Here is a 14880-nt window from a genome sequence, read left to right as displayed (position 1 = left end):
CGCCGGCAGATACTGGCGGTTTTTTCTTTGCTTCGGTGCGGATTGTGGTGTTATCTACATCTAATAGTTGTTAGACGTAGTTGGATGGTGTTTTTGCAACACCGCTACCATTGGCTTTTCCCCTGCTTCCTCTCTACGTCTTCTCCTGGTTTTCTCTGTGACTCTGTGTCTCTGTGTTGAGATGTCTTGAAGTTTTCATGTCATTTTCAGACAAACTTGCTTACTTACCATCACCTCACTAGCATATCCGGCTTAATTTATACCGTATAATCGGAAATTACACCCATTTTTCAGCTTAGAACCATCATTTATGAACTCGTCAGAAATCCGCGATAAATTCCTCAGCTTCTTTGAATCCAAGGGCCACACCCGCGTGCGCTCTTCCAGCCTGATACCCGGCAATGATCCTACTCTGCTGTTCACCAACTCCGGTATGGTGCAGTTCAAGGATGTGTTCCTCGGCCAGGACAAACGTGCCTACACCCGTGCCACGACAGCGCAACGCAGTGTACGTGCCGGTGGCAAGCACAATGACCTGGAAAACGTCGGTTACACCGCGCGTCACCACACCTTCTTTGAAATGCTGGGCAATTTCTCCTTTGGCGATTACTTCAAGAAAGATGCGATTCACTATGCATGGGAATTGCTGACGACAGTCTATGGTCTGCCAAAAGACAAGCTGACCGTCACCGTCTATCAGGAAGATGACGAAGCCTACGATATCTGGAAAAACGAAATCGGCGTACCGGTAGAACGCATCATCCGCATCGGCGACAACAAGGGTGCGCGCTATGCATCCGACAATTTCTGGCAAATGGCTGACACTGGCCCTTGCGGCCCTTGTACCGAGATTTTCTATGACCACGGTCCGGAAATCTGGGGCGGACCTCCAGGTTCGCCAGATGAAGATGGCGACCGTTTCATCGAAATCTGGAACCTGGTGTTCATGCAGTTCAACAAGGATGAAGCTGGTGTCCTGAATCCTCTGCCTAAGCCATGCGTGGATACTGGCATGGGCCTGGAACGCCTGTCTGCAGTCTTGCAGCATGTGCATTCCAACTATGAAATCGATACTTTCCAGAACCTGATCAAGGCAGCAGCGCGTGAAACCGGCTGTACCGATCTGGAAAACAATTCCCTGCGCGTGATTGCGGATCATATCCGCTGTGCTTGTTTCTTGATCGTTGATGGCATCATCCCAGGTAATGAAGGCCGTGGCTATGTGCTGCGTCGCATTACTCGCCGCGCCTTGCGTCATGGCCATAAGCTGGGTCAAAGCCAGCCTTTTTTCTACAAACTGGTACCTGATCTGGTCAAGGAAATGGGCGTTGCCTACCCTGAATTGACAGAAATGGCGGATCGGGTTGCTCAGGTGCTTAAGCAAGAAGAATTGCGATTCGGTGAAACACTGGGCAACGGCATGAAGATTCTGGAGGCCGCTCTTGTCAAAGACAGCAAAAATCTTGATGGCAAAACAGCCTTCACTTTGCATGACACTTATGGCTTCCCGCTGGATCTGACCGCAGATATTTGCCGTGAGCGTAATGTCGTGCTGGATGAGGCTGGTTTCCATGAATGTATGGCGATACAGAAGAAGGGCGGACAAGATAACGACGACTTCAAAATGGCTGCTGCAATTGAGTACAGTGGCGAAAAGACAAAATTCGTCGGTTACGATCAATTGCAACATGAAGCCAAAGTGATCGCCCTGTATGTTGATGGCACAGCCGTCAATGAAATCAAGGCGGGTCAAAAAGCGATTGTTGTCCTTGATACGACACCTTTCTATGCAGAATCAGGTGGCCAGGCAGGCGACTCTGGTGTGCTGGTGGGCGTGGATGGTGTCGTGTTTGAAGTGAATGACACAAGAAAAATCCAGGCAGATGTATTCGGCCATCACGGCGTATTGAAATCTGGCAGCCTGTCTATTGCACAGAATCTCAAGGCAGAAGTGAACCAGGAAATCCGCGCACAAACCATGCGCAATCACTCTGCCACGCATTTGATGCACAAGGCCTTGCGTGAAGTACTGGGCAGCCATGTCGCACAAAAAGGTTCTTTGGTGGATGTGGAAAAAACCCGTTTCGACTTTAGTCACAATGGCCCTATGACTGCGGATGAAATCCGTCAGGTAGAAACCATCGTCAACCGTGAAATTCTGGCCAACGTGGCAACTCAGGCGCAAGTCATGGGATATGACGACGCGGTCAAGCATGGTGCGATGGCCCTGTTTGGCGAGAAATATGGCGATGAAGTGCGCGTACTCGACATCGGTACTTCGCGTGAGCTGTGCGGTGGTACTCACGTATCTCGTACCGGTGATATCGGCCTGTTCAAGATCGTGGCTGAAGGTGGTGTCGCTGCCGGTATTCGCCGTGTAGAAGCCGTGACGGGTGAAGTTGCGCTGGCTTTGGTGCAAAACCTGAACAGCCGCATCAATGAAGCTGCTGCTGCCCTGAAAACCCAGCCAGAAGAACTGACGCTGCGTATCGGGCAAGTGCAGGATCATGTCAAGGCGCTGGAAAAAGAACTGGCGACATTGAAATCCAAAATGGCGTCCAGCCAGGGCGATGACCTGGTGAACCAGGCAGTGGATGTCAAAGGTATCAAGGTGCTGGCTGCGACGTTGCAAGGCGCTGACGTGACAGCCCTGCGTGAAACCATGGACAAGCTCAAGGACAAGCTGAAAACAGCCGCCATCGTGCTGGCCGCAGTCAATGATGGCAAGGTCAGCCTGATTGCCGGTGTGACAGCGGATACGACATCCAAAGTCAAGGCGGGTGATCTGGTTAACTTTGTTGCGCAGCAAGTCGGTGGCAAAGGTGGTGGCCGTCCTGACATGGCGCAAGCGGGTGGTACGGATGCCAGCGGTCTGACAAAAGCCTTGGAGGGTGTGACTGAATGGGTAACTTCACGTCTATGATACATATACGCCGCGCTGAAGTTTCAGATGCGGCCCAACTGCAAAGGGTGTTCGCCAGTGGCGGCACCTATGCAGGTACTTTGCAACTGCCACATCCTTCTTATGAAATGTGGCAGGAGCGCCTGGAAAAGACTGATCCCAAGGATACCCGCCTGGTCGCCATCTATGATGGTGTCGTGGTGGGTTCTGCCAGCCTGCATCTTGAAAAAGCGCAAAGGCGACAACATGTCGCCAGCTTGGGCATGGGGGTGGCTGATTCCTTTACTGGTCGTGGCATAGGCACTGCGCTGCTCACCGAACTGCTGAATTTATCGGATAACTGGCTTAATCTCCTGCGTCTGGAATTGACGGTGTTTTGCGATAACACCGCCGCCATCCATCTGTATAAAAAATTTGGCTTTGAAAAAGAGGGCACCATGCGTGCCTACGCTTTTCGCAATGGCCAGTATGTCGATAGTTATGCCATGGCGCGCCTGCATCCCAAGCAGGCGATGATACCGCTGAGGGAAACCTGAGGTCAGCATGGAAATAAAGTTTTGCCCGGTTTGTGCAACATCACTGATAGAACGTCCCGATGAACAAGAGGCCAGCAAGCTCAGGCTGGCCTGCCCTGAAGGGCATTGGACCCATTGGGATAATCCCCTGCCTGTACTGGCTGCCCTGGTCGAGTTTGAAGACAAGATACTGCTGGCGCGCAATGCTGCCTGGCCAGAAAATACCTTTGCCCTCATCACCGGCTTCATGGAGCGCGGCGAAACCCCGGAGCAGGGCGTGGCCCGTGAACTCAAGGAAGAAACCAATCTTGATGCCGATGAAGTGAAGTTGATCGGTGTGTATGAGTTCATCCGTAAAAACGAACTCATCATCGCCTATCACGTCAAGGCATCCGGCACGGTCAGCCTGTCGCCAGAGTTGCTGGAATACCGTCTCATAGAACCCGAAAAACTCAGGCCATGGAGTGCCGGTACTGGTCATGCCATGGCAGACTGGATGCGTACACGAGGCCTGGAACCGGTTTACAGGGAGTGGGAAAGTAAATAGCTTGAGTCTTTTGCAATGCAAAACGACGATGGGCTAAAAATGCCCGGAAGGGCAGGGCTACATGCGTAATTGCCAATAAAAAAACCAGTTTAACAATTGTTTTGGTGAAATTCCTCCAATAAGTAAGCCAGCAGTAAGTTTACTGTCTAAGATGAGAATGTAGGCTTTAAACGAAGATTCTTTGGTTTTGCACCATTTTCGTGCGGAAACTTTTTAAAATATTTGGTCTTTTGTTGTTAGTCTGCTGCGATGCACCATACGAATGAAAATTCCGGTAGAATTGGTGCATCAATTGTCGGGCGAATTAGCTTACTCAATTTGTATTTCTGGGGAAATCATGCAATTCAATAAAGAACTGGATGCACGTGGACTGAATTGTCCTCTTCCAATTTTAAAGACTAAAAAGGCACTGGCCGAAATGCTCACTGGTGAAGTGTTGCATGTGCTGGCGACAGATCCTGGTTCGGTCAGGGACTTCAAGGCCTTTTCCAAGCAAACCGGCAATGAACTGTTGTCGCATCAGGAAGGCAGCAAAGAGTTTGAGTACTTCATCAAGCGCAAATAAGTCTGTCCAGTCTGCATATACCCATCGGCAAAGCAGCAAATCAAAACCCGCAACCTGTTGCGGGTTTTTTGTATTCAGGAATGCACTTTTCATGTTTGATGCGCCTCTGGCTCAGTCTCAAGCACGGGTGGATTAGGCATTCTGCTCTAGTGGCAAAGTGGATTAAAAAGAACGCTCGTGCTAAATTGTGCAAAATCTTGATGTTTTCGTTTTATAATCAATAGAATTTACGTATACGTCAATTTGCGGATGCGAAAGCGCAGTAAGATGAGATGTTTGGTGCGGCAGTGCCGTACACGCCGCCCAGGTCGCCCGCAATGTAAAAGTACGTCAGGCAGCAAGTTTTCAGTATCAAGCTTTAACATTCGTAGCAAGTTTCGTATAAATCGGTATTAAATTCGGTATTCCCCAATTAGCTCATAAAGGCAGAACTATGAAAGTCCTGGTACCAGTCAAACGCGTCGTCGATTACAACGTCAAAGTACGTGTCAAATCTGATGGCTCTGGCGTTGATATCGCCAACGTCAAAATGTCCATGAACCCATTTGATGAAATCGCTGTTGAAGAAGCGACCCGCCTGAAAGAAGCTGGCGTCGTGACTGAAGTCATCGCTGTATCTTGCGGCGTGGCGCAATGCCAGGAAACCCTGCGTACAGCCATGGCTATTGGTGCTGACCGTGGCATCCTGGTTGAAAGCGATGCAGAACTGCAACCGCTGGCTGTGGCCAAATTGCTCAAGGCACTGGCTGACAAAGAACAACCACAACTGATCATCCTCGGCAAACAGGCGATTGATGATGATTGCAACCAGACTGGTCAGATGCTGGCCGCTTTGCTGGGTTGGCCACAAGCGACTTTTGCATCCAAAGTCACGGTCGCTGATGGCAAGGCCACAGTCACACGTGAAGTTGATGGCGGCCTGGAAACATTGTCCCTGACATTGCCAGCGATCATCACTACAGACTTGCGTCTGAATGAGCCACGTTATGTGACTTTGCCTAACATCATGAAGGCCAAGAAAAAACAACTGGACAATGTCAAACCAGCAGACCTGGGTGTGGACGTTGCTTCCCGCGTCAAGACCTTGAAAGTCACTGAGCCACCAAAACGCAGCGCCGGTATCAAGGTACCTGACGTAGCGACCCTGGTTGCCAAGCTGCGCAATGAAGCCAAGGTTATTGGCTGATAGCTTTCAGCTTTCATAAAGACAGAATTTAAGAATAATTTTTGTTGCCGGGATATTGATCCTGACAACACATCAAGTGGAAGACATCATGACTACACTCGTCATCGCTGAACACGACAACGCTGGCCTCAAGGGCAGCACATTGAACACTGTTACTGCTGCTGCCCAATGCGGCGCAGATGTGCACGTACTGGTTGCTGGCCACAATGCCGGTGCTGCCGCAACTGCTGCTGCACAAATCGCTGGCGTCAGCAAAGTATTGCATGCAGATGCAGCACATTTTGCTGACGGCCTGGCAGAAAACGTTGCTGAACAAGTCCTGGCAATTGCATCTGGCTATAGCCACATCCTTGCACCGGCAACCGCCTACGGCAAAAACATTTTGCCGCGCGTAGCTGCCAAGCTCGACGTATCGCAAATCTCTGAAATCACCAAGGTGGATAGCCCAGACACTTTCGAGCGTCCTATCTATGCTGGTAACGCCATCGCTACCGTACAATCGACAGATGCAATCAAGGTCATCACTGTACGTACAACAGGCTTTGATGCTGCTGCCACTGGTGGTTCTGCCGCTGTGGAAACTGTGGCTGCCGTTGCTGATTCTGGCAAATCGGCTTTCGTTTCCCGCGAAGTGGCAAAGTCTGATCGTCCTGAACTGACAGCAGCCAAAGTCATCGTTTCCGGTGGCCGTGGCATGGGTTCTGGCGACAACTTCAAGATTCTGGAGCCATTGGCCGACAAGCTGGGTGCTGCCATGGGCGCATCCCGTGCTGCGGTGGATGCTGGCTTTGTACCGAATGACTGGCAAGTTGGCCAAACCGGCAAGATCGTTGCTCCAACGCTGTATATCGCCGTCGGTATCTCGGGCGCGATCCAGCATCTGGCCGGTATGAAAGATTCCAAGACTATCGTTGCTATCAACAAAGATCCAGAAGCACCGATCTTCTCGGTAGCTGATTACGGCATCGTTGGCGATCTGTTTGATATCGTTCCGCAATTGGTAGCTGAATTAGGTTAATAATCTACTGTAATTTGTTGGCCGCTACGGCGGCCTGATTGGGGCAGGTAAGCGGTTTATCGCACTATTTCTGGCGATCTTCCTGACCTGCCCCTTTTTCTTTTTTTGGGATACAAAAATGAGCTATGTTGCCCCTGTCAAGGACATGCTGTTCCTCATCAACGAACTGGCTGGTCTGGCGGAAGTCAATGCCTTGCCTGGCTGTGAAGATGCAACAGCAGAAACGGTAGAAGCCGTGCTGGAAGAAAACGCCAAGTTTGCCGGTGAAGTGGTCGCGCCATTGAACTGGCCTGGCGATCAGGCACCAAGCTATTGGAAGGACGGTGAAGTCTTCACCACCAAGGGCTTTAAAGAAGCCTTCAAGATGTTTGGAGAAGCAGGCTGGCAGGGTGTGCAGCATCCGCAAGAATTTGGCGGCCAGGGCTTGCCCAAGCTGGTGGCAACGCCATGCATAGAAATGCTCAATGCAGCAAGCATCTCGTTTGCCCTGTGCCCATTGCTGACCGATGGCGCGATTGAAGCCCTGCTGACTGCAGGCAGCGACGAACAAAAAGCCATCTACCTGGAAAACCTGATTTCCGGCAAATGGACAGGCACCATGAACCTGACTGAGCCACAAGCCGGTTCTGATCTGGCGATGGTGCGCAGCCGTGCCGTGCCGCAAGGTGATGGTACCTTTAAAGTCTATGGCACCAAGATTTTCATCACCTATGGTGAACACGATATGGCAGAAAATATCGTCCACCTGGTGCTGGCACGTACTCCTGATGCGCCAGAAGGCGTCAAAGGTATTTCCCTGTTCATCGTGCCTAAATTTTTGGTGAATGCCGATGGCACACTGGGTGCACGCAATGACGCACACTGCGTATCGATAGAACACAAGCTGGGCATCAAGGCCAGCCCGACTGCGGTACTGCAATTTGGTGATAACGGCGGCGCGATAGGTACCCTGGTCGGCGAGGAAAACCGCGGCCTTGAATACATGTTCATCATGATGAATGCCGCCCGCTTTGGCGTTGGCATGCAGGGCATAGGCGTGGCAGAACGCGCCTATCAAAAGGCAGTGCAATACGCCAAAGACCGCGTGCAGTCACGTGACCTGGCGGGCTCTGCTGGCCCGGTTGCCATCATCAACCATCCTGATGTACGTCGCATGCTGATGTCCATGCGCGCCCAGACTGAAGGTGCACGTGCGCTGGCTTATGTCGCCGCCGGTATCAGTGACTTTGCCCATCATCATGCCGATGCAGCAGTGCGCAAGGCCAATCAGGCCAAGTATGAATACCTGGTGCCTATCGTCAAAGGCTGGTCAACAGAAATGTCGCTGGATGTCACATCCACTGGCGTGCAGGTGCATGGCGGCATGGGCTTCATCGAAGAAACCGGTGCGGCACAACACTACCGTGATGCCAAGATTCTGACTATCTATGAAGGTACTACAGCTATCCAGGCAAACGATCTGGTAGGCCGCAAGACTTCACGCGATGGCGGTGCCACTGCAAAAGCATTCATCGCTGACATGCGTGCAACAGAAGCACAATTGACGGCTATTGGTTCAGTTGACATGCTGGCGATACAGCGCCAACTGGCAGCAGGTACTGCAGCGCTGGAAGATGTGGTTGATTATGTCGTCACCAACTTCAAGCAAGACATCAAGGGCGTTTTTGCCGGCAGTGTTCTGTACCTGAAGCTGGCAGGCATCGTTTTTGGTGGCTGGCAGATGGCGCGTGCTGCCATTGTCGCCCAGCAAAAACTGAATGCAGGCGAGGGCGATGCCGCCTTTTATAAAGCCAAGATTGCGACTGCCCGTTACTTTGCTGACCATATCCTGTCGGCTGCACAAGGCTTGCGTTCAGCGATAGTTGATGGCAGTACCGGTGTCATGGCCTTGCCTGAAGATCAGTTCTGATGGTAATTGTAGTAAAACGCTAGCAAGTTAGACTGTCTGTTAAATAAAAACGGCTCATTCATTTGGATGAGCCGTTTTTTTATGATGACATCCTGCCTGTTTTTCCCTTACTTCGTTCATCTCCAGTAAATCCTGTGTGCGTTAGCGCATAGAGACCTGTTGCATTCACCTGTAGCTTCCAGAGTGTGGATCCGTTTTGCCTGCCGCCATGCTGCACGCTCAGATCATATCCCTGGACAAGGAGTATTTCGTGCAACAAACCAGCGCATCTGAATATAGCTTGCATGGGTTGGCTCACCCATGAGCAAACGCATCAGCAAGTCACTATGGAGCAGGTCCTTCAAACGTATTCTGAGCACGATGACAAAAGTGGCATCGCGTACTGGTGCCCGTGCGATAAAAAAAACACTGGCGGCAGTCGCGCCAAAGGCCGCCAAGCGCAAATCAGCCAAGCCGGGAGCATCAACCAAGCCAGCATCTGTTGTTAAGCGCAAACTGGCACCCGATATGGTAGTCGGGGTGGTCGGTTTGCGGCCTTATTACTTGTATCGCCCGCCCGCTGTCAAGCCTGGCGAGCGTTTGCCACTCATGGTCATGTTGCATGGTTGTCTGCAAGATGCCCAGGCTCTGGCGGCCAGCAGCAAGATGAATCAGCTTGCCGCCCGCAAGCGCTTTCTCGTGCTTTATCCAGAGCAGGAGAAATTCTCGAACCCCCAGGCTTGCTGGAACTGGTATGACACACGTTCAGGCCGTGCGCAACGTGAGGCTGATTCCATCGATGCAGTGATTGATCAGGTCTGCCTGTCGCAGCCCATCGATACTCGGCGCATTGCCCTGGCTGGGCTTTCTGCCGGTGCCAGCATGGCGGCATTGTTGACGGTGAGCCATCCGGCAAGATTTGGGGCGCTGGTCATGCATTCAGGTATTGCTACCGGGCTTGCCCATTCTTCAGCGACCGCCGTCATGGCCATGCGTGGCCGACGTTTGGCAGCAATACCTCTGCCTGCCGGTGTCAGCTTGCCTGCATTGTTGGTGATACAGGGCAGTAAAGACCGGGTTGTGTTCCCTGTTAATGGTTCACTGGTCGCGCAGCAATGGGCTAAGCATGCCGGTGCGAAAGCGGTGTCGCCGCGCACTGTGCAGCGCGGTGCGCGTTATCCATCGACGATTACTGACTATCGCACCAAGGGGCGCGTGCTTGTCAGTTTGTGTGAGGTGAATGGCTTGGATCATGCGTGGAGCGGTGGTGCCAAGGGGTATGCCTACAGTGACCCTAAAGGGCCAGATGCAACTGCCATGATCTGGGCTTTTGTCAGCAAGCAATTCGCAGGTGTGTCCTGACTACCATCGTGCAAAAGTATCTCCTTTTTTATCTGCAAGAAATCATGCGCCAGTGTTAATCAACACACAGACGTGAAAGCCAACGCCCTCTATTCTGAAGGCGTTCTCAGCTTATTTGTCATCATGAAAAAGCTTGAGATTTTATTTCGTATGTCCTAACCAATCGAAAGCAGATGGATATCTCTATGAATAACAATACTACTGAAGCAAATATGTTGGTAGTCACCCAAGACCATGCATCCCGGGCTGGCACTTCAGGTGTGTCCTGGGGTGCAGTACTTGGGGGCGCGGTGGCGGCAGCGGCGCTGTCGCTGATTTTGTTGATGCTGGGTGCTGGCCTTGGCCTGTCCGCAGTATCTCCCTGGTCTTATAACGCGACGGTGATGGGTATTTCCACTATCGCCTGGATAGGCTTTACGCAGCTCGCAGCATCCGGCATTGGTGGTTATATCGCAGGCCGCTTGCGTACCAAGTGGAGCAATGTGCATGACAACGAAGTTTACTTCCGTGACACGGCGCACGGCATGCTGGCATGGGCTGTCGCCTCGTTGCTGACGGTAGGATTACTTGCCAGTGCTGCGCAAAGCATGCTCAGTGGTACAGCAGATGCGGCAGGTGCTGCGGTAACCGCAACCGCAGCGGTAACCGGCAATGCCAGGGGCAATCCGGTGGATTATTTTACCGACATGCTTTTGCGTACCGAGCAAACGCCAAACGATAACGCTGCTGGTAGCAATGTTGGTAATGGTGGCGGCATACGCATGGAAGTTGGCCGTATCTTATCGACAGACATTGCCAACGGTTCTCTGTCACCAGGCGACCGTGATTATCTGGCCAAACTGGTCTCCAGGCGCACCGAGATGACACAGGTGGATGCGACAAAACGTGTTGATGCCGTATTCGATCAGTTGAACAAGTCCGTCACCGATGCTAAAAATACGGCCAAAGCCGCTGCAGACCAGGCCCGCAAGGCAGCCGCGCATTCTGCGCTGTGGATGTTTGTTGCCTTATTGCTGGGTGCATTCGTTGCCAGCCTGGCCGCTACGCTCGGTGGTCGTCAACGTGATGAGGCTCATGTGATTGTATAAGTCAGCATAAACATCTGCCTAAAACTTCTCCCTTGCTGATGAGATTGGCAAGGGCAAACAACAAGTTGCTATTTTCTGGAGCTTATCATGCGTTCAATCCTGCTTTTGTTACTTGGCATACCTCTGCCTATCGTTATCCTGATCGCCTTGTTTGTACGTTAAAAAGTGTCTGCAATTTGATTGTAGGCATGGCAATAAAAAATGGCCCATTTTTGCGATGGGCCATGTTCTTTTATTCTGGTGTCATGCAATACTCAGCCATAAGCGCCGCCGGTATATAGCAAATCAAAAGTACGTGCGATGACGGCGATCAATACAAAAGCACCTGTGGCCAGCGTCAATACCAGCAATAAGGCCAGCGGCCAGTTGGATTCGCTGGTCTTGCCGGATTTGCTATTGTGGCGGGCATCCCATTTTTCATCCGGTGTCAGGCCCATGACCAGTGCTTCGAGGATGGCGATCAGGAAAGACAGTAACAAGAAGCTATACTGGACGATCTCGGGTTTGCCAAAATAAAAATAGTGGATGACCATGCTGATCGGCAACGTGACAAAATGCAACCAGCCCCATTTGTCTTTTTTGCCCCCCAGATAAAAACGGTGCAAACCTATGGCACCAAAGACGGCTGCCAGGAAAGTTGCCAGGGTCTTATTTTTATGTGACGTTATATGATTGCTTATATCGTTGCTTGTATTGTTGGAAGTCATTGCAAAAACCATCAAAGTTGAAGCCGTGATTGTATGCGATGAGGCTATACTGTGTCTCAATCGTCACGCTGACAGATAAAAACAGTACTATGTATAGGAAAAGTGGGATAGTTCTTGCGACTTGCTCAAGAAGCGGGCTATAATCTACAGCTTTTTCCGCGTTCAGACATTTTTTGGAAATATTATGGTCGTTATTCGTTTAGCTCGTGGTGGCGCAAAAAAGCGCCCTTTTTACAACATCGTTGCAACTGATTCCCGTAATCGTCGCGATGGTCGCTTTATCGAGCGCATCGGTTTCTACAACCCAGTAGCTACTGGCAATGCAGAAACAGTACGCGTTGCAGCAGATCGCCTGGCTTACTGGCAAGGTGTTGGCGCTCAATTGTCTCCAGCAGTTGCTCGCCTGGTAGCTCAGTCTGGCAAAGCAGCAGCTTAATCGCTGCCAAGCCGTTTCATGACTGCTGCAGTCCATGCTCCTGATGATCTGGTCCTGGTTGGCTATATCTCGGGAGCATTTGGTATTCACGGCTGGGTAAGGATACGTCCTTATTCTGCTGATGCTGACGCATTGATGTCAGCAAAAACCTGGTGGTTAGATAAGCCTGAGTTGCGTGATGTTGACCGTCTGGAAGTTAAAATCCAGGGGGAAGACGTGGTTGCGCGGCTGGTGGGTGTGCCTGACAGGAATGCCGCAGAAGCACTGAAAGGTGCGACTGTACAAATTTCCCGCAAGCATTTTCCTGCTTTGGCGTCTGGTGAATTCTATTGGCTCGATCTGATAGGTTTGCAGGTGGATAATCTTCAGGGTGAGAATTTAGGTGTGGTCAGGGATTTGATGGACAACGGTGCGCATCCGATTTTACGGGTGGCGGCAGCGGATGTGCCTGAAAATGAACTGGCGAAACACGAACGCCTGATCCCTTTCGTAGAGGCTTTCGTCAAGGAAGTTGATCAAAAAGCAGGCAAAATCCAGGTTGACTGGGGTAGTGATTATTAACGTGATGCAATCAGAAGGCATAAGCATGCAATTTGATGTCATTACGCTGTTCCCCGAAATGTTCGCTGCCATTACACAATCAGGTGTAACGAGGCGGGCTTTCGAGCAACAAAAATGCGAATTAAAGCTGTGGAATCCGCGTGATTTTACAACTGACAGGCATCGTACCGTGGATGACCGGCCTTATGGCGGCGGCCCCGGTATGGTGATGCTGGCAAAACCCTTGCAGGCCGCAATCGAGTCTGCCAAGGCGCGTCAGACTACCTTGTCTGCAGTGGCACCAAAAGTGATTTATCTGTCACCTCAGGGTAAGCCGCTGACACATGAAAAGGTCATGCAACTGGCGGCAACGCCTGGCCTGGTCTTGTTATGTGGCAGGTATGAGGCAGTGGATCAGCGCCTGCTGGATAATTACGTTGATGAAGAAATCAGCCTCGGCGATTTTGTCTTGTCCGGCGGTGAATTGCCAGCCATGGCCCTGATGGATGCTGTCATACGGCAAATCCCCGGCGTTTTGCATGATGACGCCTCGGCAGTGCAGGACAGTTTTGTCAATGGCTTGCTGGATTGCCCGCATTACACCAGGCCAGAAGTCTTTGAAGACCAGGCTGTGCCAGCCGTGTTGATGGGTGGTAATCATGCTGAAATCGAAAAGTGGCGGCGTCAGCGTGCACTGGAAGCCAGTCAGTTGAAGCGTCCGGATTTAATCATCGCAGCGCGTGCGGCAGGCTTGTTGAGCCGTGCCGACGAAAAGTTTTTAAGCAGTTTGTAGTATCTTCCTGTTCTCGGGCGGGAATCAATAAGCGTGAATCTTCAATGATTCACATGTTAAACCCCATCCTCTACCGGGCATCAGTCAGAACCAGGTTCTGCAGCGTCGGCAAGATGGTCATAGGAGTAAAAAATGGATCTGATCCAAAAATTAGAGCAAGAAGAAATTGCTCGCCTCGGCAAAAACATCCCTGACTTTGCACCAGGTGACACAGTTGTTGTGAACGTCAACGTTGTTGAAGGTACACGCAAACGTGCACAGGCTTACGAAGGCGTAGTGATCTCCCGTCGTAACCGTGGTTTGAATTCCAACTTCATCGTGCGTAAGATTTCTTCCGGCGAAGGCGTTGAGCGTACATTCCAGTTGTACTCCCCACTGATCGCTTCTATCGAAGTGAAACGTCGCGGTGACGTACGTCGTGCCAAGCTGTACTACCTGCGTGAACGCTCTGGTAAATCTGCTCGTATCAAAGAGAAATTGCCAGCACGTAAAGTTGCAGCAGCAAAAGCAGAGTAATATCTGTTTTAGCCGTATTGAAAAAGGATGCTCCGGCATCCTTTTTTTATTGGAATTTTTGTCTGGCACATGGCAAACTTTTTCCTATATACAAATCAACAATAAAAACGAATAGTCATTGTGAGTAAACCGGTTTTCGATCCCCAGACTTTCCCTGTCCATTCCTTGGGCGAGGAGGCTGCTGTTCCTGCTGCTCATCTGTCTCCCGCATGGTTGCGCCAACGCTTTCTTCAGCAGCACGAATGGACGCCAGAAGTTGTCGATGAGAGTTTTTTTTCAAAAAACCTGCCTTTCCGGCCTGCTTCGGTATTGATACCCATCGTCATGCGTGATGCGGGCCTGACCATGCTACTCACTGAGCGGGCTGCGCACCTGAATCATCACCCCGGCCAAATCAGCTTTCCTGGCGGGCGTTTTGAGGAAGAAGATATCGACCCGGTGACCACTGCCTTGCGTGAGGCAGAAGAAGAAATTGGTCTGCAACGCGAATTCGTCGAAATTCTGGGACAACTACCAGAATACAAGACCGGCACAGGCTATCAGGTTAGCCCCATCGTTTCCTTGATCAGCCCCGGCTTTCAGGTGCGTACTGATCCTTCAGAAGTCGCCTCGATTTTTGAAGTGCCGCTGGACTTTTTGATGAACGGCAAAAACCACCAGCGCCGTAGCTTTGATTTGCCCGACAATGCAGGCAAACGGCACTTTTATGCCATGCCCTACGAGCAGCATTTCATCTGGGGAGCAACGGCGGGCATGCTGCGCAATCTGTTTCATTTCTTGCGTGCATGAGTCTTAAGTTCTTGCCTATAGTGCCCTG

The 14880-nt window shown here is 51.2% G+C and carries 15 protein-coding genes; 14 read left to right on the top strand and 1 reads right to left on the bottom strand.

Annotated elements, in window-relative coordinates:
• Positions 1-310: 310 nt before the first annotated feature.
• The 9 genes from alaS (at position 311) to UNDYM_RS17250 (ending at position 11071) form a co-directional block, all read left to right on the top strand.
• Positions 311-2923: an alanine--tRNA ligase gene (gene alaS, locus UNDYM_RS17290; protein WP_162042141.1), complete on the top strand. Its 2613-nt coding sequence runs from the start codon at positions 311-313 to the stop codon at positions 2921-2923.
• Positions 2902-3438 (top strand): GNAT family N-acetyltransferase, encoded by a 537-nt coding sequence (locus tag UNDYM_RS17285; protein ID WP_232063526.1) that lies wholly within the window; start codon positions 2902-2904, stop codon positions 3436-3438. Before alaS ends, UNDYM_RS17285 begins: the two co-directional genes overlap by 22 nt.
• Positions 3439-3445: 7 nt before the next feature.
• On the top strand, positions 3446-3964 hold the full coding sequence (locus UNDYM_RS17280) for an NUDIX domain-containing protein (protein WP_162042139.1): 519 nt from the start codon (positions 3446-3448) through the stop codon (positions 3962-3964).
• Positions 3965-4301: 337 nt separating this feature from the next.
• Positions 4302-4529: a sulfurtransferase TusA family protein gene (locus tag UNDYM_RS17275; RefSeq protein WP_162042138.1), complete on the top strand. Its 228-nt coding sequence runs from the start codon at positions 4302-4304 to the stop codon at positions 4527-4529.
• Between the two features lie 433 nt (positions 4530-4962).
• Positions 4963-5715: an electron transfer flavoprotein subunit beta/FixA family protein gene (locus UNDYM_RS17270; RefSeq protein ID WP_162042137.1), complete on the top strand. Its 753-nt coding sequence runs from the start codon at positions 4963-4965 to the stop codon at positions 5713-5715.
• 88 nt (positions 5716-5803) lie between these two features.
• The gene (locus tag UNDYM_RS17265) at positions 5804-6733 is read left to right on the top strand and encodes an electron transfer flavoprotein subunit alpha/FixB family protein (RefSeq protein ID WP_162042136.1); all 930 of its coding nucleotides are present in this window, start codon (positions 5804-5806) and stop codon (positions 6731-6733) included.
• A gap of 118 nt (positions 6734-6851) precedes the next feature.
• Positions 6852-8642: an acyl-CoA dehydrogenase gene (locus UNDYM_RS17260; RefSeq protein WP_162042135.1), complete on the top strand. Its 1791-nt coding sequence runs from the start codon at positions 6852-6854 to the stop codon at positions 8640-8642.
• A 300-nt stretch (positions 8643-8942) separates the two neighbouring features.
• Positions 8943-9983: a PHB depolymerase family esterase gene (locus tag UNDYM_RS17255; protein ID WP_162042134.1), complete on the top strand. Its 1041-nt coding sequence runs from the start codon at positions 8943-8945 to the stop codon at positions 9981-9983.
• Between the two features lie 185 nt (positions 9984-10168).
• A complete protein-coding gene (locus UNDYM_RS17250; RefSeq protein ID WP_232063525.1) occupies positions 10169-11071 on the top strand; it encodes a hypothetical protein in 903 nt (300 codons plus the stop codon).
• 254 nt (positions 11072-11325) lie between these two features.
• Here the strand turns inward: UNDYM_RS17250 and UNDYM_RS17245 are convergent, their stop codons facing one another.
• Positions 11326-11778, bottom strand: coding sequence for an NINE protein (locus tag UNDYM_RS17245; protein ID WP_162042133.1), 453 nt, complete (start codon positions 11776-11778; stop codon positions 11326-11328).
• A 184-nt stretch (positions 11779-11962) separates the two neighbouring features.
• On the opposite strand from UNDYM_RS17245, the gene rpsP reads away from it, so the two are divergent.
• The 5 genes from rpsP (at position 11963) to UNDYM_RS17220 (ending at position 14852) form a co-directional block, all read left to right on the top strand.
• Positions 11963-12214 carry a 30S ribosomal protein S16 gene (rpsP, locus tag UNDYM_RS17240; protein WP_110255824.1) on the top strand — a complete coding sequence of 84 codons (252 nt, stop codon included), beginning with the start codon at positions 11963-11965 and terminating at the stop codon, positions 12212-12214.
• 18 nt (positions 12215-12232) lie between these two features.
• A complete protein-coding gene (gene rimM, locus UNDYM_RS17235; RefSeq protein ID WP_162042132.1) occupies positions 12233-12775 on the top strand; it encodes a ribosome maturation factor RimM in 543 nt (180 codons plus the stop codon).
• 25 nt (positions 12776-12800) lie between these two features.
• Positions 12801-13547 (top strand): tRNA (guanosine(37)-N1)-methyltransferase TrmD, encoded by a 747-nt coding sequence (trmD, locus tag UNDYM_RS17230; RefSeq protein ID WP_162042131.1) that lies wholly within the window; start codon positions 12801-12803, stop codon positions 13545-13547.
• Positions 13548-13679: 132 nt separating this feature from the next.
• Complete coding sequence (gene rplS / locus UNDYM_RS17225; RefSeq protein ID WP_162042130.1) at positions 13680-14063, top strand: 50S ribosomal protein L19; 384 nt, start codon at positions 13680-13682, stop codon at positions 14061-14063.
• A gap of 120 nt (positions 14064-14183) precedes the next feature.
• On the top strand, positions 14184-14852 hold the full coding sequence (locus UNDYM_RS17220; RefSeq protein ID WP_162042129.1) for a CoA pyrophosphatase: 669 nt from the start codon (positions 14184-14186) through the stop codon (positions 14850-14852).
• The last annotated feature ends 28 nt before the right edge of the window (positions 14853-14880 follow it).

It is taken from the genome of Undibacterium sp. YM2 (assembly GCF_009937975.1).
Lineage (GTDB): Bacteria > Pseudomonadota > Gammaproteobacteria > Burkholderiales > Burkholderiaceae_D > Undibacterium.
The sequence above is the reverse complement of the archived record's forward strand: the minus strand, read 5'-3'. Positions and strand labels throughout refer to the sequence as shown.